The sequence below is a fragment of the Micromonospora costi genome (assembly GCF_003626655.1).
Lineage (GTDB): Bacteria > Actinomycetota > Actinomycetes > Mycobacteriales > Micromonosporaceae > Micromonospora > Micromonospora costi.
The window spans coordinates 1,877,441-1,899,068 of record NZ_RBAN01000001.1; the positions used below are offsets into that span (position 1 = coordinate 1,877,441).

Here is a 21,628-nt window from a genome sequence, read left to right on the forward strand (position 1 = left end):
CGCGCTAGTGGTCGATGCGCAGACCCGCGGCGGCCGCGCCCCGGGAGTTCACGTAGCCGCTGATCCGTTCGATGGCCGCGGTGTAGGCCATCCGCCGGCGGTCGAGGCGCGGCATGGGGTCGATGGCCGCGGCGAGGTTCACCACGCGGATCGTCGGCTTCAGGGACAGCCAGATGGGCGTGGCCCGGGCCTGGGTCACCTTCCACTTGTGGTTCGGCTGTTCGGTGAAGGTGAACGTGGCGATGACGCCCTCGCGGTTGGCGTCGATCGGGAAGTCGTGGCGGGCCAGGGTGTTGCCGACGCCGTACGCGATCCACTTGTCGCCGACCTTCTCGAACGGCTGCACGACGTGGGCGTGGTGGCCGATGATCAGGTCGATGTTCGGGTCGGCGATCAACTGCCGTGCCCAGAACAGCTGTTCGCCGCTCGGTTCGTGGACGAGTTCGGTGCCCCAGTGCGCCGAGAGCACGATGATCTGGGCGCCGGCCTTGCGGGTGGCGGCGGCAGCTGCCTTGATCGCCTTCACGTCGATGCGGTTGGCCAGCCACTCCTTGCCGGCCGGCGGCTTGAGCCCGTTGAAGTGCATGGCGTACGACAGGTGCCCCACCTTCACCCCGTTGACGGTGTAGATCGTCGGGCGGGCGCGCGCGGCGGCGCTGCGGAAGGTGCCGGTGTGGCCGAGACCGGCCGCGTCGAGCGCGTCGAGGTTGTCGTAGACGCCCTTCTCACCCTGGTCCAGGGCGTGGTTGCTGGAGGTGGAGCAGACGTCGTAGCCGGCCGTCTTCACGGCGGCCGCCATGTCGGTCGGCGCGCGGAAACGCGGGAAGTCCTGCGGGCTGCCCGGCCCCATGGGCGCTTCCATGTGGCAGATGGCCAGGTCGGCGGCCGAGATGACGGGACTGATGTCGGCGAACATCGGGTTGAAGTCGTACCCGTCCCGGCCCTCCTTCTCCGCGTCCGCCCGGCCCTGCTGCCAGGTCGGCGGGTGGACGAGGATGTCGCCGGAACCGGCGATCGTGATCTGCCTTGGTCCGCCGGGGGTGGCCGGCGCCGCGGCCTGGCCGACCGGGCTCGGTTCGGGCGACAGCCGTTCCCGGAGGACGTCGCCGCGCAGCGCCCAGACGATGCCGGGCGAGAGGACGAGCGCCACGATGAGGATGATGCGGACAGCACGCATGACCGTTTCCAGTGCTAGAGGCGGATGACCCGGCGCAGCCGGTCGCCGAAGTAGCCGGAGTCGACGACGCCGTCACCACGCACGTCACCGAAGGTGGGCCCGTCGACGGTGCCCCGGGAGGACACGAACCGCATTCCGCCGTCCGTGTCCTTGCCGAGGTAGATCCCGGAGTGGGTGATGAGGTTCGGGTCGTCGTGCAGGGCGAAGAACACGAGGTCGCCGGGAAGCAGGGTGGACAGGTCGGTGGGGGGCCGGCTGGGGGTGCGCCCGGCGGCGATGAGCACCGAGCGGGCGTACGCGGCCATGCTCGCCGCGGTGCGGGGCAGCCCGTTGACGGTGGTGCTGACCGGCCCGTTCAGCAGCGGGATGCCGAACCGGTAGCCGTAGATCAGCCGGACGTAGCCGGAGCAGTCGAGGTCACGGTCCCACCGCTTGGACGGCTTCGCCTTGCCCGTGTCGGAGAACTTCCACGGGATCTCCAGGTAGTCGTAGAAGTCGGCGCCGTCCCGCTCGTCGGCGCTGTGGACGTACCCGAATCCGGCGTCGCCGATGTAGCGGACCCCGTCGCGGTTACGGCCGTCCGGCGCATCGGCCAGGTACTGCATGGTGGCGCCGAGCACGTCGATCGGCGGGCTCTCGTCCTCGATCTGGTCGAGCAGCCAGCCGGCGAACTTCTCGTCCTCGCTGCGCTGCGGCTGCCACGCCTGCGGAGCGACCCGCACCCAGGACGTCGAGTCGATCACGGCGGGGGTCGACGACGGCTCGGCGAACTGGCGGTGCGGGCCGGCGACGACGACGGTGCGGGCACCGACGGTCAGGGTGGCGACCAGCGCCTTGTCGCTGCGCCGGCGGACCTCGGTGCGCTCCGGCCGGTTCCGCTCGACCAGCTCGTACTGCTGCGCCAGCCGCTCGACGTCGTTGCGGGGGGTGGAGGTCGCGCCGGTCGGGCCGGACCAGCCGGAGCTGGGTGCGGTCGTCGAGTCGCCGCGCACGAGTCGTACGACGACCAGGCCGGCGACGAGCACGGCGGCGATCGCCATGACGGTGAGGAGGATCCGCAGGTTACGCATCAGATCGAGATCAGCAGTAGGGCGGCACCGGCGGTGCCGGCGCTGACCACGCCGGTGGCGGCGAGCGTCTGCAGTGCTCGCGGGCGCACCAGTTGGTAGGTCATGAGGCCGGGGATGATGAACGACAGGGTGTCACCGCCGAAGAGGTACGGGAACCGCACGTGCAAGAGCACGAACGAGGTCACCGAGATGAACGAGGAGACCAGCACCGCCACGGCGAAGAGGCGCTTGCCGTAGAGGATCGTCACGCGCTGCAGCACCTTCATGACGCCCACCGTGATCGCGGTGATCGCCACGACGGGGGCCAGGCTGCGGGCGTCCTCGAGGGCGGTCAGCACCAGGCAGCCGGGCACCATGAGCCCGGCTGGCGCGACGTTGGTGATGAGGTAGCCGACGAGCCCGAACAGCAGCCCCGCGGCGATGATCACGGCGCTGAGTTCGGAGGACAGGTCGAACGTGGGCATGACGGTTCCTTCGCTCAGGGGCGGGCTGCCCGGCGGCGGTCGGCGTGCAGGACGGCGATGCGGGCACTGTTGAGCACGGCGGTGGCGGTCAGGTCGGCGCGGGACAGCACGACGGTCGCGTCCATGTCGACCGGGGCCTTGTTGTCGGCCCCGTCCGGCTTGCGGGCGGTGTCGAGCTTGTAGATGCGTTCGAGGGTCTGGGACAGCTCGTCGAACGGCGCGGCGGCGGTGGCGGCGACGGTGACGGAGTGCAGCGCCTCCAGGAGTTCCTCGCCGCGGCCGTGGATGTTGCCGATCATGAGCAGCGCCGTGCCGGTCTCGCCGGCACCGAGCTTCTCCACGATGGCGTCCCGCAGTTCCTCGCCGGTGCGGTGCTCGCCGTCGAGGTCGACCACGCGGTCGCGCCACTGCTCGGGGATCAGGTGCAGGGCGCTGCGGGTGGGCGTACCGATGAGGAAGACCCGGCTCGGCTTGATGTCGGGGATGATGCCGCCCATCTGGCCGTTGCGCTCGATCCGGTCCGGCCGGCAGTTGATCACGACGGCGACCCGCTCGCCGATGAGCCTGCGTTCCCGCAGCAGGTTGATGTTCATGAGGGTCGACTCCGGGTCGTTCGCGGCGAAGAGGTTCACCGCGGCGAACCGCCGGCCCTGGTGGGCGCAGGCGTCCACCCGGAGGACACCCGGATCCGGGGAGGCCTGCCACATGCCCTTCAGCGCGGTGGCCCGGTCCACGCCGCACAGCTTCGCCACGGCCAACGCGATCGCCACGTTCTCCTTGAACGTGATCCACCGGAAGCGCCGCATCTCCGCGTCGGTGACCGAGTCGGGGTCGACGGCGACGACGCTGCACTGGCGGCGCTCGGCCTCCTCCCGCAGGATGTGCAGCCGCTCCCGCTCCGCCGTCACGACCGTGCCCCGGTGCGGCATCGACCGGCTGAGAGAACGCGCCACGTCGTCGAGCGTCGGGCCCATCTCGTCGAGATGGTCCTCCCGGACGTTGCTGATGACGACGATGTCGCCCTCGATAAGCAGTTCCTGGTTCACCTGCTGCAACTCGGGAAGGACCGCCATGCACTCGATGACCAGCGTGTCCGCGCCCGCGTGCACGGCGCGGCGGACCACGCCGATCTGCTCGATGACGTTGACACCGCCCCGACCGCGGCGGATGGGCACCTCCCGGCCCTGCGGGTAGATGAGCCGCGCCGCGGTGCCGGTGGTCTTCGCGAACACCGTCCGCCGGCTGTCCGCACGCAGGGCGCCGGCGATGAGCCGGGTCACCGAGGACTTGCCCCGGATGCCGTTCACCACGATCCGCGTGGGCAGCTCCGCCAGCTGCCGGCGGTGGCGCGTGCGCTCCACCACGAGGTGGACGAGCAGCGCCACGATGCCGATCCCGAGCAGCCACAGGGGCGTCGTCACCGACGTCATCGTGGTCGTCTCGTCGAGGTCAGGCTGCCGCCAGGCATGGTCGTTCTCCGTCGGGGACGTGAGGGATGGGTGGGAGAGGCCGCCAGCCGTGAACGGTCAGCCACGGGCCGACGCATGACCGGCCCGAAAGGCTAGGTGGACCACGTGCAGGGGGTCAATGGATGGGAGAGCCAGGGAACACGGGGAGTGAGGCATCTGACACCGCAGACGTCCTCGTCACGGCCGCCGAGGGCTCACCGCGACGCACAGGTCACCGCGCGTGGCGGGCTCCGCATCGAGGGCCCGAGCTGGCTACGGCCGGAGCCGGTCGGCCTCCGCACCTCTCACGTTGGACAGACACACGTACCTCCCCGTTCGCACGACACCTGCCGCCGACAGCGACGGAGCGCGGCCTCGGCAGCGCACCATGAGAACACAGCGGCAGGTGACCCGAGAACTGTCACATGAGGCGGCGGTCCTGGCGACGCCGCGTACGCGAGGGCCGTTGCCCGGAATAGGTGGATAGTCCTGATCGCACTGTCGATCTACTCGCCGATTGAGGCATTCGCCGCGCTTGCCCCAGGCCATCGGGCCAGGGCAAACCTGGCCGTTCGGCCCCCCTCGTCGATCCGGTCGGCGGCAACCCCCGGACGAGCCGTGATCGAAGTACGCCCACGCGCGGTCTTGAACCCGTATCGGGTCGCCATCCCGTGACGCGTCTGGCGAACGCGCCGATCCGTGCCACCGGACCAGAAGTCACCGAGAATTCTTCCGCGCGTCACCGACCGGCGGCCGGTGCCGGCCCGGCGGCCCTGGGGAAGGGCCGCCGTGGGGTAGTGCTGGGTCTACCCGCGATGTCGCGCCAGACGGCTGGGTGCCGGCCCGCACCGTCGATAGCGTCGGCGGCATGACATCGGCTGAGCCTGCGCACCTGCTCACGGCCCTGCGCCGCCGCGACTATCCCCTTACCTGGTGGCCGTGGCGGGCGATGGCCTACCTGGCGACCACCGTCCCGATCGCGGGCGTCCTCTGCCTCGGCCTCCTGGTCGTCGGGGCTCCCCTGATCGCGGCCGTCAACGCCGTACGCCAGCACGGCCGCCCGATCTCGCTGCCCCTCGCGCTGTTCCTCGCCGTCGCGGCGCTGGCCGCCGTGGCGCTCGCGCCCTTCGTGAGCGCCGCCGTGGCCGCGGTCGAGCGCTCGCGGCTCGCGGTGATCGACCCGCGCCCACTGCCCGCACGCCCCTGGTCGGGGCTCGCGGCGCGCTACACCACGGCCAGCGCCTGGCGGGAGGTCGCCTACACGGTGTGGCTGGGTGGCGTGGTGCCGCTTGCGTACTGGATCTACACGCTGCTCGTCCTGATCGACCTCATGCTGATCGCCGGTCCGTGGCTCGCCCACAACGGCGACCGGGTCGTCCTGATCTGGTCCACGGCGGACACGCCCGGGGAGGCCGTCCCGTACGCGGTCGCGGCCGTCCTGCTGCTGCCGGTGCTCTGGTACGGGCTGGGCGGGCTCGCCGCGGCCCAGGGTGCGGTGGCGCGCTGGCTGCTGGGCGGGCCGGCCGACGGCACTGCGCTGCGGGAGGTCACCCGCTCGCGGGCCCGCCTGGTCGACGCGTACGAGGCCGAGCGGCGGCGTATCGAACGCGACCTGCACGACGGCGCGCAACCGCGACTGACGAGCCTCACCCTGCACCTCGGCATGGCCCGGCTGGACGTGCCCGAGGACTCCCCCGCCGCCCGGCCTCTCGCGGTGGCGCACGACCAGGCCAAGGGGCTGATGGTCATGCTCCGCCAGATCGTGCACGGCATCCGCCCCCAGAGCCTCACCGATCTCGGGCTGGCCGGCGCGGTCCGGGAACTCGCCGACGAGAGTGTCGTGCCGGTGACCGTGCACGCCGACCTCGACCGGCCACTGCCCGAGACCGTCGAGAACACCGCCTACTACGTGGTCGCCGAGTCCCTCACGAACGTGGCCCGGCACGCCGGGGCGACCCGGGCGGACGTACGGCTCACCCGGACCGGCGACCGGCTCGTGGTCGAGGTGTCCGACGACGGCCGGGGCGGGGCCGACCCGGCGCGTGGCAGCGGCCTCACCGGGCTCGCCGACCGGGTCGGCGCGGCCGGCGGGCGGCTGCTGCTGGCCAGCCCGGACGGCGGCCCTACGCTGGTGCGGGTGGAGCTGCCGTGCCGATGACCCGGGTCGTGCTCGCCGAGGACGAGGTCCTGCTGCGCGAGGGCCTCGTCGGCCTGCTGGAGCGGTTCGGCTTCCAGGTGCTCGCGGCGGTCGGCTCGGCGCCGGAACTGCTGGACGCCGCCCGCGCGCACCGGCCGGACCTCGTGGTGACGGACATCCGGATGCCGCCGGGCCGGCGAGACGACGGGCTGCGCGCGGCCGTCACGCTGCGTACCGAGCGCCCGGACCTCGGCGTCGTGGTGCTCAGCCAGCACGTGCAGGCCGAGTACGCGGCCGCGCTGCTGGACAGCGGCGACGGCCAGCGGGTCGGCTACCTGTTGAAGGACCGGGTCGCCGAGGTGGCCGAGTTCGTCGCTCACCTGCGCACGGTGGCCGGTGGCGGGACGGTCGTCGACCCCGACGTCGTACGCCGGCTGCTGCATCGCCCGCGCGACCCCCTCGCGGCGCTCTCCGCCCGGGAGCGCGAGGTGCTGGCGCTCATCGCGGAGGGCCGGTCCAACGCGTCTATCGCCGCGGCGTTGTACGTCACCGAGGCGGCGATCGGCAAGCACGTGGGCAACATCCTCACGAAGCTCGGCCTGCAGCCCAGCGACGACACCAACCGCCGGGTGCTGGCCGTCCTCACGTACCTGCGCACCGGGCCGGCCTCCGGCGTCGGAGCCTGACGCCGCGCACGTCGTCAGCCCGCCGCGGGCGTGCGGGTGAACCGGGTCCGCAGCGCGTCGGTGACCGAACGCCCACCGGTCAGGCACCAGACCGCGATGACCGGGTCGCAGATCGCGCAGCCCAACGAGGAGCCGGGCGCGAACGGCAGGATCGCGCCCCCCTTCACGTGGTGGACGACGTCCCACGCGGTGTGCAGCAGCCAGCCGAGGCCGATGAACCGCCACGACTCCAGCCCGCGCCAGGCGACGTACGTCAGCAGGGCGGTGAACGCGACCTCCGCGACCCCGAGGCCGCCCCCGCTGAGGTACGCCGCTCCGGCACCGCCGACCAGCACCGCGTTGAACCGGCGGCGGTGGGGTTCGGGGATCAGCGAGTTCACGCAGACGTACAGGACACCGATGAGCAGCGGTACGAGAACAGTCACGAGCCGACGCTAGGCGGCACGGGCCGCGGCGGGCAGTGGCCAGGCGGACGGTGACCAACGGAATCGCGCCAGGATGGGTACATGCACCGTGTCGCGATCCTCGCCTACGACGGCGTCGTGCCGTTCGACCTGTCCGTGCCGATCGAGGTCTTCGGCCGGGCCCGGCTCGCCGGCGGCCACCCGGCGTACGAGGTGGGGGTGTGCGCGGCCGGCGAGGAGGTGCGGGCCGGTCTCGTGAGCATCCGCGCGACGCGCGACCTGGGCTGGGCGGCCGGGGCGGGGACCGTGGTGGTCCCGGGCGTCGCCGACCTCGACGACCCGGTGCCGCCGGTCGTCGTCGACGCGCTGCGCGCCGCGACGGGCCGGCTGGTGTCGATCTGCACGGGCGCTTTCGTCCTCGCCGCGGCCGGGGTGCTCGACGGCCGTCGCGCCACCACCCACTGGGCCGCGGCCGCCGAACTGGCCCGCCGCCATCCGGCGGTCGACGTCGACCCGGACGTGCTCTACGTCGACGAGGGGTCGGTGTTGACGTCGGCCGGCGCCGCCGCCGGTCTCGACCTGTGCCTGCACGTCGTGCGCCGCGACCACGGCGCCGCGGTGGCCGCCGAGACCGCCCGCAGCTGCGTGATGCCGCTGGAACGGGCCGGTGGCCAGGCCCAGTTCATCGCCCACGAGCCGCCCGCGCCGGACGGTCAATCGATGCAGCCGCTGCTCGTGTGGCTGACCGAGAACCTGGCCGCTCCCCTGACGCTGGCCGACATCGCCTCGCGGGCGGTGATGAGCACCCGCTCGCTGAGCCGGCACTTCCGGCAGCAGACCGGCGCCACGCCGATGCAGTGGCTCACCCGGCAGCGCGTACGCCGCGCCCAGCAGTTGCTGGAACGGACCGACACACCTGTGGAACGGGTCGGCGAGTTGGTGGGCTTCACCTCGCCGACCGCGTTCCGGGACAGCTTCCGGCAGGTCGTCGGGGTCAGTCCCCGGGCGTACCGGGCCGCGTTCCCCCGCGACGCGGAGGCTCGTGCGGTCACCGGGTGACCGCGCGGGCGCGCACGGAGACGGCCGCCTCCCGTGCGGTCACGGGGGCGGCCGTCGCCGGCGTCGGCCGTCAGCCGATCGGGAGCTTCTCCACCCAGCTCTGCCAGGCCTGCTCGGCGCGGGCCGGATCCTGGTCGGCGGCGAAGAGGTGGTGGCCGAGGACCAGGACGTTGCCCCGGTCGGTGCCGGAGTGCAGGAACCGGTAGAGCGCGTCGTCGGTGCGGACCCCGAAGTAGGTGGGCAGACCGGCGAGGTCGACGACCCCGTCGATCGGCGGCAGGCCGTCGACGGTGAGCCGGGCGCGCTGCCCCTCGGTCACCGGGCCGGTGATGCCGAAGGCACCGGCCACCGCCGCCCAGACCTGCTCGGGCGTGCCGGCCTGCGGGCGGAACGCGGCCACGGGCGCGCCGCTCCGGCCCGGGAAGTGGGCCACGTACGCGGCGAGCGTGCCGAGGTACATGTCCCAACCGGCCTTCATCGCCTCGTACTCGGTCTCCCAGTTGTCGCCGAGCACGCCGCTCTGCACCAGTCGCAGCACGGTCGAGCCCTGGCCACGGCCCTCGATCAGGTACTCCATCGCCGTGATGGCGCCGTCCGGCCCGGGCGCGGTCCGGTACGCGAAGCGCCGGCCGGGCTCCCACGCGGTGACGGTGGCCTCCTGGGTCTGGCCGGCCATCGTGAAGCTCGTACGGCCGCCCTCGCGCGGCTCCACCTCGCTGCGTCCCATGAACCACGAGTCGATGCCGGGGCCGGTGGCGATCGCCTCCCACACCTGCTCGGGCGTGGCGGCCAGCTCGACGTCCTTCTGCAGCTCGAAGCGCTGTCCCATGATGGTGAACCTTCCATTCGGTGGTCGGAGTTCGGTGTCGGGTCGGACGGTGCGGGGCGCGCCGGGGCGGGCGCCCGGTGCGGAGGGTCAGCGGGCGGCGACGCCGGCCCGGTGGCGCAGCATCGGCAGCAGAGCGAGGGCCACCACGACGTGGAGTACGCAGAGCATGACCCGGGTGTCCACGGTGGCCCGTTCGAGGAAGACGGGGATGAACGAGGCGAGCAGCACCGTGCCGGCGAGCCCGCTCCAGACGACACGGGCGCGCGCCGTGAACCGCTCCAGCAGCGCGAGGCTCCCCCAGCCCAGCAGCGCGAAGACCAGGCTGAAGGCGGCTATCTCCGGCAGGATCAGCGGGTGCGACCGCGTGGCCCCCGGGTCGGTGAGCGTGAAGTCGGTGCCGGCGGCGCGGGCCACGAGGTAGATCACGCTGGTGGCGACGACGGCGGTGGCCACGCCGAGGGCCCGCTGGCGACGGCGACGGGTGGTGGCGCCGACGGTGTGGCCGATCGGGTAGGCGCTGGCGGCGATCGTGCTGGTCGTGGCGGTCATCTCAGGACTCCTTCGATGTGGTGTCGGTCGGTGCGGTGACGTTGGGGTGCAGGGCGAGCACCACGCGGTGCTCGCGGCCGCCGGGGGCGGCCTCGTCGTGGTAGCGGGCCACCAGGGCGGTGAGCGTGGAGGTCAGCTCCTCGGCGAACGCGGCCCGGTCGGCCGCCGAGGCGAACCGCACGGTGGCGTCGACGGCGAAGGTCGCGACCCGCTTCTTCGCCCGCTCCGCGCCGGTGATCAGCGCGCCGACGTCCTGCACGAGGCGGGCGGCCACCGCGAGCAGCCACCGTGCCGACAGGCGGTCCGGCGACTGGGCGGGGTCGGGCCGTACGGCGGACAGGGCCGCCGGGGAGATCACGTACGACGCCGCGGTGGCGCGCATGACCCGCTCGGTGACGTTGCCCTTGCGGCGCTCCTCCACCAGCTCGATGAGGCCGTGCTGCTCGAGGGCGCGGAGGTGGTAGTTGACCTTCTGCCGAGGCAGGCCGACCCGGGCGGCGAGCATCGTCGCGGAGGCCGGCTCGGCGAGCGCGGCCAGCAACCGGGCCCTCGTCGGGTCCAGCGACGCCTCGGCCGCCGCCGGATCCTCGATCACTGCGATGTCGAACATGACCTGACTCTGTCACCGACGACTTTTTTTGTCAAGCCAAATCTTTTTGTCGGTGAGTCCCGGCTCCTCGTGATCAAGAGGTTTGCGTCGTCCGGGGGCCGGATCCTGACCGAAACCTCTTGATCAACGGGGCGGACGGCGGCTGGGTGACCCGGGGCATACCGCGGGGCTGGGCGATCCGGCGGTCCGCTCGTACGCTTGGTTGGACACCATGTCCAACAAGGTGTCCAGTCATGCGGCGGCCGACCCGGCCGCACGGCCTCACAGGGAGATCCACCGTGAAGTACCGACTCCTCGGCCCCACCGGCGTCTGGGTCTCCGAGATCTCACTCGGCACGATGACGTTCGGCGGCGCGGACAACCCCGGCTACTCCGCTCTGGGCGCGCTCGGCCGGGACGACGCCGACCGCATGGTCGGCACCGCGCTCGACGCCGGGATCAACTTCGTCGACACGGCGGACATGTACAGCGACGGGGAGAGCGAGGAACTGCTCGGCCACGCGCTACGGCACCGGCGGAACGACGTGGTGCTCGCCACGAAGGTGTTCGCCCCCACCGGCCCGGGCCCCAACGCCGCCGGCTGGTCCCGGCTGCACGTGCTGCGGGCGCTGGACGACAGCCTGCGCCGGCTCAAAACCGACCACGTCGACCTCTACCAGCTGCACCAGTTCGACCCGCTGACCCCGTTCGAGGAGGTGCTCTCCGCCCTCGACGACGCGGTACGGCAGGGCAAGATCCGCTACATCGGCGCCGCGAACCTGGCGGCCTGGCAGATCAGCAAGGCGCTCGGCGTGTCCGCGCTGCGGAACCTGAACCGTTTCGTCTCGGCGCAGGCGTACTACTCGCTGGTGGGCCGCGACGTGGAACGTGACCTGGTGCCGATGGCCCGGGCCGAGAACGTGGCGCTCACCGTGTGGAGCCCGCTGGCCGGGGGGTTCCTCACGGGGAAGAACCGGCGGGACGCGGCGGCGAGCGGCCGGCGTACGGCGGCCGGCTGGTCGACCTTCCCGCCGGTCGACCCCGAGCACGGGTACGAGGTGCTCGACGTGCTCCGGGCCATCGCCGAGCGGCACGGGGCGAGCGTGTCCCGGGTGGCGATCGCCTGGCTGCTGGCCCGGCCGGCGGTCACCAGCGTGATCGTCGGCGCGCGGACCGTCGACCAGCTCACCGACAACATCGCGGCCAGCGGGCTCACGCTGACCGAGCGGGACCTGGCCGACCTGGAGGCGGTCAGCCAGCAGCCACCGGCGTACCCCAACTGGATCCAGGAGATGTTCGCCCCGGTCCGCGACCCGAACGCCTGACCGGCCGCGGGCCGCGGACCGACGGGTCCGCGGCCCGCGGTATCAGCGTCGTGGCCGGGGCCTCGACTGGGCTACGATACGAGCGGAAGGCGCAGATGGGGACGAGTACCGTCGCACGCAGCCACGAGCGATCCGGGGATGGTGGAAGCCCGGAGGTGTGCGCGGCGGGAAGATCACCCCGGAGCCGTCGGAAGAAAGGCCGCCAGGCCGAGTAGACCCGACCACACCCGAAACGAGAGGGCCGGAAACGGTCAAGGAGGGTGGTACCGCGGGGCCGTACGGCCTCGTCCCTCCGGCGGAGCCTCAGCACAGACGCGCCGACGGAGGAGCGATGTACCGCAGCGTACCGACCCAGGTCGATCTGCCCGACCTCGACCGCGAGGTCCTGCACTTCTGGCACGCGAACAGCATCTTCAGGCGCAGCCTGGAGCAGTCCGAGGGCCGGCCGGAGTGGGTCTTCTACGAGGGACCGCCGACCGCCAACGGCATGCCCGGCGCCCACCACATCGAGGCGCGGGTCTTCAAGGACGTCTTCCCCCGCTACAAGACGATGAAGGGGTTCCACGTCGCCCGCAAGGCCGGCTGGGACTGCCACGGCCTGCCCGTCGAACTCGCCGTCGAACGGGAACTCGGCTTCTCCGGCAAGCAGGACATCGAGAAGTACGGCATCGCGGAGTTCAACGCCCGGTGCCGCGAGTCGGTGACCCGGCACACCGACGCGTTCGCCGAGCTGACCGAGCGCATGGGCTACTGGGTCGACATGGACGACGCCTACCGGACCATGGACCCGGAGTACATCGAGTCCGTCTGGTGGTCGCTGAAGCAGATCTTCGACAAGGGCCTGCTGGTCGAGGACTTCCGGGTCGCGCCGTGGTGCCCGCGGGACGAGACCGGCCTGTCCGACCACGAGCTGGCCCAGGGCTACGAGACGGTCGTCGACCCGTCGGTGTTCGTCCGGTTCCCGCTCACCTCGGGGCCGCTGGCCGGCCGGGCCGCGCTGCTGGTCTGGACCACCACGCCGTGGACGCTGCCGTCGAACGTCGCGGTGGCCGTCCACCCCGACGTGCGGTACGTGGTGGCCAGTGACGGCAACGAGCAGCTCGTGGTGGCCGAGCCGCTGCTCGCGTACGCGCTGGGCGACGGCTGGGAGATGACCGGCGAGTCGTTCAAGGGCAAGGAACTCGAGCGGTGGACCTACCGGCCTCCGTTCGACCTGGTCGAGGTGCCCGACGCGCACTTCGTGGTCCTCGCGTCGTACGTGACCACCGACAGCGGCACCGGCCTGGTCCACCAGGCGCCCGCGTTCGGCGCGGACGACCTCGCCACGGCGCGGGCGTACGGGCTGCCCATGGTTAACCCCGTCCAGTCCAACGGCCGCTTCTTTCCGGAGATCCCGCTGGTCGGCGGGAGGTTCTTCAAGGAGGCCGACCGGCCCCTCATCGAGGACCTCCAGCTCCGCGGCCTGCTCTTCAAGAACGTCCCGTACGAGCACACCTACCCGCACTGCTGGCGGTGCCACACCGCGCTGATCTACTACGCCCAGCCGTCCTGGTACGTGCGGACCACCGCCGTCCGGGACGCGCTGCTGCGCGAGAACGAGCGCACCACCTGGCACCCGGCCACCGTGAAGTACGGCCGCTACGGCGACTGGCTCAACAACAACGTCGACTGGGCCCTGTCCCGGCGGCGCTACTGGGGCACCCCGCTGCCCATCTGGCGGTGCCCGAACGACCACCTCACCTGCGTCGGCTCGCTGGCCGAGCTGAGCGAGCTGACCGGGTCGGACGTGACGGGCCTCGACCCGCACCGGCCGTTCATCGACGAGGTCACCTTCGCCTGCCACTGCGGGGAGACCGCCCGCCGGGTGCCCGAGGTCATCGACGCCTGGTACGACTCCGGCTCGATGCCGTTCGCCCAGTTCGGCTACCCGTACCGCAACGCCGACCTGTTCGCGAAGCGCTACCCGGCCCAGTTCATCTCCGAGGCGATCGACCAGACGCGTGGCTGGTTCTACACGCTGATGGCCGTCGGCACGCTGGTCTTCGACCGCTCGTCGTACGAGAACGTGGTCTGCCTGGGCCACATCCTCGCCGAGGACGGCCGGAAGATGTCCAAGCACCTGGGCAACATCCTGGAGCCCATCCCGCTCATGGACCAGCACGGCGCGGACGCGGTGCGCTGGTTCATGGCCGCCGTCGGGTCGCCCTGGTCGGCGCGCCGGGTCGGGCACACCGCGCTCCAGGAGGTGGTCCGCAAGATCCTGCTGACCTACTGGAACACGGTCGCCTTCCAGTCCCTGTACGGCCGTACCGCCGGCTGGACGCCGTCGGCGGACGACCCGGCGCCGGCGGACCGGCCGGTGCTGGACCGGTGGGTGCTGTCCGAGCTGAACACGCTGGTGCAGCAGGTCGACGCCGCCATGGCGGACTTCGACACGCACCAGACGGGCCGGCTGCTCGCCACGTTCGTCGACGACCTGTCCAACTGGTACGTCCGGCGCAGCCGGCGGCGCTTCTGGCGGGGTGACCGGGCCGCCCTGGCCACCCTGCACGAGGCGCTGGCGACCGTGACCCTGCTGCTCGCGCCGCTCACGCCGTTCATCACCGAGCGGGTCTGGCAGGACCTGGTCGTGCCGGTCGACCCGGAGGCGCCGCAGTCGGTGCACCTCGCGCCGTACCCGGTCGCCGACGAGTCCCTCATCGACCCGGCGCTGTCCCGGCAGATGGCGCTCGCGCGCCGGCTCGTCGAGCTGGGCCGGGCCGCGCGGGCCGACTCGGGGATGAAGGTGCGCCAGCCGCTGTCCCGGGCGCTGGCCTCCGCGAACGGCTTCGACGAACTCGGCCCCGAGCTGCTCGCGGAGATCGCCGCCGAGCTGAACGTCGGGTCGGTGGACCCGATGGGCGGCGCCGGTCGCTCGCTGGTGGACACCACGGCGAAGGCCAACTTCCGTGCCCTCGGCAAGCGGTTCGGCAAGACGGTGCAGCAGGTCGCGAAGGCGATCGCAGCGGCCGACGCGGCGACCCTGCGGGACTCGCTGCGCGACACCGGGTCGGCCACGGTCCAGGTGGGCGACGAGTCGGTGACGCTCGGCCCCGACGAGGTCGTCGTGACGGAGACCCCGCGCGAGGGCTGGGCGGTGGCCAGCGACGCCGGAGCGACCGTGGCGCTGGACCTGCACCTCACCCCGGAACTGCGCCGGGCCGGTGCGGCCCGCGACGCGATCCGGCAGATCCAGGAGGCGCGCAAGGCCAGCGGTCTCGAGGTGACCGACCGGATCGAGCTGCGCTGGCGCACGGACCGCGAGGAGACCGCGCTGGCGCTGCGCGAGCACCGCGACCTGGTCGCCGAGGAGGTGCTGGCCACGGACTGCGGCGAGGGCGAGCCGTCGTGGTCCGGCGCGGAGCCGTTCACCGAGGAGTCGCTGGGCCTCACCTTCTGGCTCCGCCGGTCCTGACCGGAGGCGGGGTGTCCCGGGCCGCGGCGGCCCGGGGCACCCCGTGCGTCAACCCGCCGCTGCGAGGCGCGCCGCGAGCGCCCGGGCCGTCCGGTCGTGCGCGGCCGCCTCGTCCGTACGGCCCAGCGCGGTCGCGAGGTCGGCCAGGTGCCGGGCCACCGGGCCGAGGCTGAGCGCACCGCTGCCCGCCCCGGCCAGCTCGGGGGCGGCGGGCAGCAGCTCGGCGTACGCGTACCGCATCGCCGGCTCGTCGCCGACGGCGAGCGCGGCACGGGCGGTCAGGCAGAGCCGGGCCTCCCGGAGCAGGTCGTGCGGTGACTCGGGCAGGGCCCGCAGGGCGGCCACGGTCTCGTCCCGGCGACCGGCGGCGGCCAGCACGAGTGCGTGCACCCACGGTTCGTACGGCCCGAGGTCCCCCTCCGGCACGTCCACCGGCGCGCTCGGGAGCGCGTCGGCGAGCCGCGTCGACAGCAGCGCGAGCGGCAGCAGACCCTCCGCCATGCCGGGCATCCCCGCGGCCGGTGTCCGGGCCGCCGCCCGCCGGTACGCGACCTCCGCCTCGGCGTGCCTCCCGAGCAGGGCGAGGCGCAGCGCGGCGTACCACTGTGTGAACACGCCCACGAGGGGCAGGTCGTGCCGGGCGGCGAGCCGGTCGGCGGCGGCCGCGGCCGCGTCGGCGGCGGGAAGATCGGCCAGCGCGGCGTTGGCCTGCACCACGATGAGGTGGCCGAGCACCTCGAAGGTCACCAGATCGTGCCGGGCCGCGACGTCGACCAGCTCGGCGCCGAGGCGCGCCCGCTCGGCGGCGAGGCCGGCCCGCCCGAACGTGTGCATGAAACGCGCGTTGAGCGCGAACGCCAGCAGCGCCGGACGGCCCAGCTCTCGGGCGATGGCCTCGGCCTCGACGGCCGCCTGGCGACCCCGGTCACCGGTGGTGCCGCGCAGCTCCAGGGCGAGCGTGCTGAGCAGGCGGCTGCGCAGCTCCGGATCGGCCGCGCCCGCCGCGGCCAGCGTACGGTCGGTGGCCTCGACGATACGGCGGGAGAGCGCCTCGTCGTCGTTGCGGGTCCACACGGCCGGCACGTCGAAGGCCGTGAGCACGGCCGCGACCAGTGCGGGGTCGTCGAGCGTCTCGGCCGTGCGGATCGCCTCGGCCCGGTAGTGGCGGGTGCGATCCAGGTGACCGGTGACGGCCAGCGCCCGGCCGAGACCCATGACCGCGTCGAGCCGCCCCCGTACGTCGCCGTCGCCGGCCCGGTCGTGCGCCTCGACGGCCTGCTGCCACAGCCGCGCCGCCTGGTGCGGATGGGCGCGGCGCTCGGCCTGCTCGGCGGCGATCCGGGCGTAGCGGGCCGCCCGCCCGGCCGTGGCCCGAGTCGCGGCAGCGGAGAAGTGGTGGGCGAGGGCCACCACGTCGTCCGGGTGCAGGCGCTCGACGGCCTCGCCGGCGGCGGCGTGCCAGCGGGCCCGGCGCGGCGCCGACAGGTCGTCGTACAGCGTGTCGCGGACCAGGACGTGGGTGAACCGCAGCGCGCCGTCCTCCTCGGTGAGGAACCCGGCGGACAGCGCCCGGTCCAATGCGTCGAGCACCACGGCGTCGCCCCCCGCGAACGCGGCCAGCACGTCCGGGTCGACGTCCCGGCCGAGGACCGCGGCCTGCCGCAGCACGTCCTGCGCCGCCGCCGGCAGTCGGGTGAGCCGGTGCCGGATGACGTCCCGAACCCCGGCCGGCACCCGGTCCAGCGCCGCCTCGCCCTCGGTGGCCAGCAGCCGGGCCAGCTCCCGTACGAAGAACGGGTTGCCGCCGCTGCGCCGGTGGATCGTCCGCACGGCGGCGCCGTCCAGCTCCCGTCCGGCGACGGCGCGGGCGAGGTCACCGGTCGACGGTTCGGCGAGCCCGCCCAGGTAGACGCGGAGCGGCTCGACACGCGCGAACCGGGCCAGTGCCGCCGTCAGCTCCGGCGTGATCTCGGTGGCCCGGTACGTGCCCACCACCAGCACCGGGCCGCCGACCGCGTCCGGCTCGGTGAGCAGCGCGGTGAGCAGGTCGAGGGTGCCCTCGTCCGCCCGGTGCAGGTCGTCCAGCACCAGCAGCACCGGCGCGGCGCCCGCCACCGCGCCGAGCTGCGCCGCGGCGGCGCGGTGCAGCCGGAACCGGGCCACGGCCGGATCGGCCCCGGCGGTCTCCTCCGCGGGCGGTTCGACGCCGGTCTCCGCGGCCAACCGGTCGGCGACCTGCCGCCACGGCCAGGCCACCGGAGCGCCGTCGTACTCCGGGCTGCGGCCCCAGGCCGTGACCCAACCGGCCGCCGCCAGCTCGGCGGTGAGCGCCTCCGCGAGCGCGGACTTGCCGGCGCCGGCGTCGCCGGAGACCAGGGCGAGGGTCGGCGTGCCGCGCCGGACGGCCCGCTCGGCCGCCTGCCGGAGGCGGGCCAGCTCCTCGTCCCGCCCCACGAACGGTCGCCGCCCCGCGCCGCCGGCCGCCGGTGCGGCGGCGGGCGCGATCCGCGGGGCCGGCCCGGTCAGGCCGGTCGGTTCCGGCGGGCCAGTCGGGGTCGGTGGGCCAGTCGGGACGGCCGCGCCGGTCGGGGCCGGCGGGCCGGTCAGGTGCGGGGCCTGGGCGAGGATGTCCGCCTCCAACTGCCGCAGCCGGGGGCCGGGGTCGACACCGAGCCGGGTCACCAACGTCTCCCGGGCGCTGCGCAGCGCGGCCAGCGCGTCGCCCTGCCGGTCCGCCCGGTACAGGGCCAGGGCCAGCAGCCGCCAGGCGTCCTCGCGCAGCGGGTGATCGGCGACATGCGCCCGCAGGTCCGACGCGGCCTCGGCGGCCCGCCCGAGGGCCAGCAGGGCCTCCGCCCGCCGCTCGACGGCCAGCATCCGCAGCTCGTCCAGGCGGTCGATCTCCGCGCGGGCCCAGCTCCGGTCGGCGTACTCGGCGTAGGCGGGGCCGCGCCACAGGGCGAGCGCGTCGTCGAGGCGGGCCAGCGCCACCCCGGGCTGCCCGTCGGTGAGCAGGTCCGCCGAGGCGGCCACCGCCGTCTCGAACCGCCAGGCGTCCACGGCGTCGGGTGCCGGATGCAGCGCGTACCCGGGGGGCGTGGTGACCAGCAGGCGGGGCGGCCGGCGGGGTGGCCGCTCGGGTTCCAGGGCGCGGCGCAGGTCGGCCACGAAGGTCCGCAGCGCGGCGACGGCCCCGTCCGGTGGCTCCTCCCACAGGGCGTCGACCAGGCGGTCGACCGGCACCACCCGACCGCGGGCGACCAGCAGCCGGGCCAGTACGGCGCGTTGGCGGGCGCCCCGGAGCGCCACGGGCCCCCGGGCGTCGTCGGCCCGCACCGCCCCGAGCACGCCGAACGTCACCATGGCCCCAATCTAGGCAGGGCCGGCCGGGCGGAGCCGGTCGGTGACGGCCGAGGGGGCCGTCGGCCGGCGTGTCGCCTCGCCGGGACGTCGGGGATCGGGCACTCATCCGGGCACTCATCCGGCACTCATCGCCTGCTGATCGGCGGGACGCAGGCTCGACGCGTAACACCGGGTGCGGGCCGCTGGTCCGCCCCGGACCTCCGACAACGAAAGGCTCCCCGTGGAGATCAAGGGCTTCGACTACCAGCGCGTCACCGTGGACGACGGCGTGACGCTCCGGGCGGCCGTGGGCGGCTCCGGCAGCCCGGTCGTCCTGCTGCACGGTTTCCCCCAGACCCACCTCATGTGGCGGCACGTGGCCGCCGACCTCGCCGCCGACCACACGGTGATCTGCCCGGACCTGCGCGGCTACGGTGCCAGCGACAAGCCGGCCGACACCGACGGCGAGCGGTACGCCAAGCGGACGATGGCCGCCGACGTGGTGGCGCTCGCCCGGGCGCTCGGGTTCGACCGGTTCGCCCTGGCCGGCCACGACCGCGGGGCGCTGGTCGCCGTCCGGGCCGGCCTCGACCACCCGGACGCGGTCACCCACCTCGCGGCGCTCGACGTGCTGCCCACCCTCGACATGTGGGACGTCCTGCACGGCACCACGGCGGCCGTGGGCTTCCACCTCTACCTCATGGCCCAGCCGCCCGGCCTGCCCGAGCAGCTGATCAGCGGGAGCCCGGACGCGTTCTTCGGGCACTTTCTGGACATCTGGACCCGCGACCCGGAGGCGATCCCCGCCGACGTGCGGGCCGCGTACCTGGCGGCGTCCCGGGAGGCCGTCACCTCGATCGTGGCCGACTACCGGGCCTCGGCCGGGATCGACGTCGCGCACGACGAGGCCGACCGCGCGGCGGGTAACCGGCTGCGGATGCCGGTGACCGTCCTCCAGCAGGACTGGGGCGCCGCCCTCGGTTACGACGCCGCCGCGCTGTGGCGGGCCTGGGCGCCCGACCTGGCGCACCGCACCGTCTCGTGCGGCCACTTCATGGCCGAGGAGGCGCCGGCGGAGGTCGTCGAGGCGTTGCGGGCGCTGCTCGCCCGGTAAGGGCGGCGGCTCACGGCCGGCTCGGCTGTCCGCCCGAGCCGGCCGCCAGTCGTCACCCGATGTCACTGCGCGAGCGCCGACCGGCACCCACCTCCCGCCCTTTGCTCTGCACCCCTATAGGCACCAAGCACGCAGCGTCATGACAGCTCGGCATCGGATCGGTGCCGCTCCGAGATTTCACCAGCTCATCGCCGTGGTGCGTCCGCGGGTGCAGAGCAAAGCGTCGAGATGGGGTACACGCCGGATCGAGCGGGCAGTGACTCTCCGTCACCCTCGGAGCGGAGGGCAGAATTTTTCCGAGGGCGTGTCGATCCGCGCCGGTCCCGTTCGTCGTCACGGCGTACGGCAACCGGGAGAGACAGGAGTGGGACATGAAGTACATGCTGCTGATCTACAGCGGGTCCGCGGAGGCGCCGGACCCGTGCACCTTCGAGGACTGGGTGGCCTACGACAAGGAGGCCACGGAGGCGGGGATCGTCGTCTCCGGCCACTCGCTGGCCGACCTGACCACCGCCACCACCGTCCGGGTCGACGCGACCGGTGAGCGGGCCGTCACCGACGGGCCGTTCGCCGAGACGCGGGAGGTGCTGGGCGGCTACTACGTCATCGACGTACCGAACCTCGACGTCGCCCTGGACTGGGCGGCCCGCTGCCCCGGGTCACGGGGCAACGGGGCGGTCGAGGTGCGGCCGGTCGCCGAGTTCTAGGCGCGACCGTGACGGACGAGCGGGCAGCCGGCACGCACGGCTCGGTCGAGGCGGTGTTCCGCGAGGAACGCGGCCGGCTGCTCGCCGCCCTGGTCCACCGCTTCGGCGACCTCGACCTCGCCGAGGACGTCGCGTCCGAGGCGATCGAGGCGGCCCTGCGGCACTGGCCGGCGGACGGCGTACCGGCCCGGCCCGGCGCCTGGCTGCTCACCACGGCCCGCCGCCGGGCCGTCGACCGCCTGCGGCGCGACCAGGCGTACGCGGCCCGGCTGGCCCTCCTGGCCGCGGAGGCGGAGCGGGCCGGCCCGGCCGCGCCCGCGGACACCGACGGTGGCCTGCCCGACGAGCGGCTGCGGCTCTTCTTCACCTGTGCCCACCCGGCGCTGCCCGCCGCGGACCGCGGGGCGCTGACCCTGCGCTATCTCGCCGGGCTGACAACACCCGAGGTGGCGCGGGCCTACCTCGTTCCGACCGCGACGATGGCCCAGCGGCTGGTACGCGCCAAGAAGAAGATCCGCGAGGCGCGGATCCCGTTCCGGGTTCCCGACCCGCACGAGCTGCCGGGGCGCCTGCCCGGGGTGCTCCAGGCGGTCTACTCGATCTTCACGGAGGGGTACGCGGCCAGCTCCGGCCCGCACCTCCAGCGCCTCGACCTCGCCGAGGAGGCCATCCGGCTGGCCCGGATCCTGCGCCGGCTGCTGCCCGCCGAGCGCGAGGTGGCCGGCCTGCTCGGGCTCATGCTGCTGGTCCACGCACGGCGGGACGCCCGCACCGGCCCCGGTGGCGAGCTGGTGCTCCTCGACGCCCAGGACCGCACCCGGTGGGACCGGGACATGATCGCCGAGGGGCAGGCGCTGGTGCTCACGGCGCTGACCGGCGGCCCGCCCGGCCCGTACGGCGTGCAGGCCGCCATCGCCGCGCTGCACGACGAGGCCGCCGACGAGGCGTCCACCGACTGGCCGCAGGTGGTCGCGCTCTACGACGTCCTCCTGGTGCTGTCGCCGTCGCCGGTGGTCGCGCTGAACCGGGCCGCGGCGGTCGCCATGCGGGACGGCCCGGAAGCCGGCCTCGCCCTGCTCGACGACCTGGCCGGGGAGCCGCAGTTGCGGGGTCACCACCCCTACCCGGCGGCGCGGGCGGACCTGCTGCGCCGGCTCGGCCGCCGCGCGGAGGCCGCGGTCGCCTACCGGGAGGCGCTGGACCTCGCGGGCACCGAGCCGGAGCGGGAGCACCTGCGCCGCCGGCTGGCCGCGGTCGAGGCGGACACCGCCTGA

General features: G+C 73.8%; 17 protein-coding genes. 8 read left to right on the forward strand and 9 right to left on the reverse strand.

What is annotated here, in order from left to right; genetic code table 11:
• Positions 1 to 4: 4 nt before the first annotated feature.
• Genes D7193_RS08545 through pgsB form a run of 4 tightly spaced genes read right to left on the reverse strand, consistent with a single transcriptional unit; the run spans position 5 to position 4,132 of the window.
• Complete coding sequence (locus tag D7193_RS08545; RefSeq protein ID WP_241562852.1) at positions 5 to 1,177, reverse strand: CapA family protein; 1,173 nt, start codon at positions 1,175 to 1,177, stop codon at positions 5 to 7.
• 14 nt (positions 1,178 to 1,191) lie between these two features.
• The gene (locus D7193_RS08550) at positions 1,192 to 2,247 is read right to left on the reverse strand and encodes an NlpC/P60 family protein (protein ID WP_120778731.1); all 1,056 of its coding nucleotides are present in this window, start codon (positions 2,245 to 2,247) and stop codon (positions 1,192 to 1,194) included.
• Positions 2,247 to 2,711 carry a poly-gamma-glutamate biosynthesis protein PgsC/CapC gene (locus tag D7193_RS08555; RefSeq protein WP_120778732.1) on the reverse strand — a complete coding sequence of 155 codons (465 nt, stop codon included), beginning with the start codon at positions 2,709 to 2,711 and terminating at the stop codon, positions 2,247 to 2,249. Before D7193_RS08555 ends, D7193_RS08550 begins: the two co-directional genes overlap by 1 nt.
• 14 nt (positions 2,712 to 2,725) lie before the next feature.
• Positions 2,726 to 4,132, reverse strand: coding sequence for a poly-gamma-glutamate synthase PgsB (pgsB, locus tag D7193_RS08560; RefSeq protein ID WP_241562853.1), 1,407 nt, complete (start codon positions 4,130 to 4,132; stop codon positions 2,726 to 2,728).
• An 895-nt stretch (positions 4,133 to 5,027) separates the two neighbouring features.
• Between pgsB and D7193_RS08565 the strand changes: the two genes are divergently transcribed.
• Together D7193_RS08565 and D7193_RS08570 are read left to right on the forward strand one after the other, a co-directional pair.
• The gene (locus D7193_RS08565; protein WP_120778734.1) at positions 5,028 to 6,317 is read left to right on the forward strand and encodes a sensor histidine kinase; all 1,290 of its coding nucleotides are present in this window, start codon (positions 5,028 to 5,030) and stop codon (positions 6,315 to 6,317) included.
• Positions 6,314 to 6,982 (forward strand): response regulator transcription factor, encoded by a 669-nt coding sequence (locus tag D7193_RS08570; protein ID WP_174242602.1) that lies wholly within the window; start codon positions 6,314 to 6,316, stop codon positions 6,980 to 6,982. The genes D7193_RS08565 and D7193_RS08570 overlap by 4 nt, the downstream gene beginning before the upstream one ends.
• A 14-nt stretch (positions 6,983 to 6,996) precedes the next feature.
• Here D7193_RS08570 and D7193_RS08575 read toward each other — a convergent pair whose 3' ends face one another.
• Positions 6,997 to 7,407 carry a DUF6010 family protein gene (locus D7193_RS08575; RefSeq protein ID WP_120778736.1) on the reverse strand — a complete coding sequence of 137 codons (411 nt, stop codon included), beginning with the start codon at positions 7,405 to 7,407 and terminating at the stop codon, positions 6,997 to 6,999.
• 81 nt (positions 7,408 to 7,488) lie between these two features.
• Here D7193_RS08575 and D7193_RS08580 point away from each other — a divergent pair, with 81 nt between their 5' ends.
• Entirely contained in the window at positions 7,489 to 8,445 is a 957-nt protein-coding gene (locus tag D7193_RS08580) for a GlxA family transcriptional regulator (protein ID WP_120778737.1), read from the forward strand.
• 70 nt (positions 8,446 to 8,515) lie between these two features.
• Here the strand turns inward: D7193_RS08580 and D7193_RS08585 are convergent, their stop codons facing one another.
• From D7193_RS08585 to D7193_RS08595, 3 genes are all read right to left on the reverse strand, one after another.
• A complete protein-coding gene (locus D7193_RS08585) occupies positions 8,516 to 9,274 on the reverse strand; it encodes an SRPBCC family protein (RefSeq protein WP_120778738.1) in 759 nt (252 codons plus the stop codon).
• Between the two features lie 87 nt (positions 9,275 to 9,361).
• Complete coding sequence (locus D7193_RS08590) at positions 9,362 to 9,823, reverse strand: DUF6069 family protein (RefSeq protein ID WP_120778739.1); 462 nt, start codon at positions 9,821 to 9,823, stop codon at positions 9,362 to 9,364.
• A gap of 1 nt (position 9,824) precedes the next feature.
• Positions 9,825 to 10,433 (reverse strand): ArsR/SmtB family transcription factor, encoded by a 609-nt coding sequence (locus D7193_RS08595; protein ID WP_174242565.1) that lies wholly within the window; start codon positions 10,431 to 10,433, stop codon positions 9,825 to 9,827.
• A 278-nt stretch (positions 10,434 to 10,711) separates the two neighbouring features.
• Between D7193_RS08595 and D7193_RS08600 the strand changes: the two genes are divergently transcribed.
• Positions 10,712 to 11,737: an aldo/keto reductase gene (locus D7193_RS08600; protein ID WP_120779360.1), complete on the forward strand. Its 1,026-nt coding sequence runs from the start codon at positions 10,712 to 10,714 to the stop codon at positions 11,735 to 11,737.
• A gap of 331 nt (positions 11,738 to 12,068) precedes the next feature.
• Positions 12,069 to 15,191, forward strand: a complete 3,123-nt coding sequence (gene ileS, locus D7193_RS08605; RefSeq protein WP_120778740.1) for an isoleucine--tRNA ligase — start codon at positions 12,069 to 12,071, stop codon at positions 15,189 to 15,191.
• A 48-nt stretch (positions 15,192 to 15,239) separates the two neighbouring features.
• On the opposite strand, the gene D7193_RS08610 is transcribed toward ileS, so the two are convergent.
• Positions 15,240 to 18,554, reverse strand: coding sequence for an ATP-binding protein (locus D7193_RS08610; RefSeq protein WP_120778741.1), 3,315 nt, complete (start codon positions 18,552 to 18,554; stop codon positions 15,240 to 15,242).
• A 220-nt stretch (positions 18,555 to 18,774) separates the two neighbouring features.
• On the opposite strand from D7193_RS08610, the gene D7193_RS08615 reads away from it, so the two are divergent.
• From D7193_RS08615 to D7193_RS08625, 3 genes are all read left to right on the forward strand, one after another.
• Complete coding sequence (locus D7193_RS08615) at positions 18,775 to 19,647, forward strand: alpha/beta fold hydrolase (RefSeq protein ID WP_120778742.1); 873 nt, start codon at positions 18,775 to 18,777, stop codon at positions 19,645 to 19,647.
• Between the two features lie 371 nt (positions 19,648 to 20,018).
• Positions 20,019 to 20,354, forward strand: a complete 336-nt coding sequence (locus D7193_RS08620) for a YciI family protein (protein WP_120778743.1) — start codon at positions 20,019 to 20,021, stop codon at positions 20,352 to 20,354.
• Between the two features lie 8 nt (positions 20,355 to 20,362).
• Positions 20,363 to 21,628 (forward strand): RNA polymerase sigma factor, encoded by a 1,266-nt coding sequence (locus D7193_RS08625; protein ID WP_120778744.1) that lies wholly within the window; start codon positions 20,363 to 20,365, stop codon positions 21,626 to 21,628.

What these genes read in the sequence shown, in the direction of transcription:
- D7193_RS08545 (WP_241562852.1), bottom strand. Translation starts at nt 1,177, where the DNA reads ATGCGTGCTGTCCGCATCATCCTCATCGTGGCGCTCGTCCTCTCGCCC.
- D7193_RS08550 (WP_120778731.1), bottom strand. Translation starts at nt 2,247, where the DNA reads ATGCGTAACCTGCGGATCCTCCTCACCGTCATGGCGATCGCCGCCGTG.
- D7193_RS08555 (WP_120778732.1), bottom strand. Translation starts at nt 2,711, where the DNA reads ATGCCCACGTTCGACCTGTCCTCCGAACTCAGCGCCGTGATCATCGCC.
- D7193_RS08565 (WP_120778734.1), top strand. Translation starts at nt 5,028, where the DNA reads ATGACATCGGCTGAGCCTGCGCACCTGCTCACGGCCCTGCGCCGCCGC.
- D7193_RS08570 (WP_174242602.1), top strand. Translation starts at nt 6,314, where the DNA reads ATGACCCGGGTCGTGCTCGCCGAGGACGAGGTCCTGCTGCGCGAGGGC.
- D7193_RS08580 (WP_120778737.1), top strand. Translation starts at nt 7,489, where the DNA reads ATGCACCGTGTCGCGATCCTCGCCTACGACGGCGTCGTGCCGTTCGAC.
- D7193_RS08585 (WP_120778738.1), bottom strand. Translation starts at nt 9,274, where the DNA reads ATGGGACAGCGCTTCGAGCTGCAGAAGGACGTCGAGCTGGCCGCCACG.
- D7193_RS08590 (WP_120778739.1), bottom strand. Translation starts at nt 9,823, where the DNA reads ATGACCGCCACGACCAGCACGATCGCCGCCAGCGCCTACCCGATCGGC.
- D7193_RS08595 (WP_174242565.1), bottom strand. Translation starts at nt 10,433, where the DNA reads ATGTTCGACATCGCAGTGATCGAGGATCCGGCGGCGGCCGAGGCGTCG.
- ileS (WP_120778740.1), top strand. Translation starts at nt 12,069, where the DNA reads ATGTACCGCAGCGTACCGACCCAGGTCGATCTGCCCGACCTCGACCGC.
- D7193_RS08610 (WP_120778741.1), bottom strand. Translation starts at nt 18,554, where the DNA reads ATGGTGACGTTCGGCGTGCTCGGGGCGGTGCGGGCCGACGACGCCCGG.
- D7193_RS08620 (WP_120778743.1), top strand. Translation starts at nt 20,019, where the DNA reads ATGAAGTACATGCTGCTGATCTACAGCGGGTCCGCGGAGGCGCCGGAC.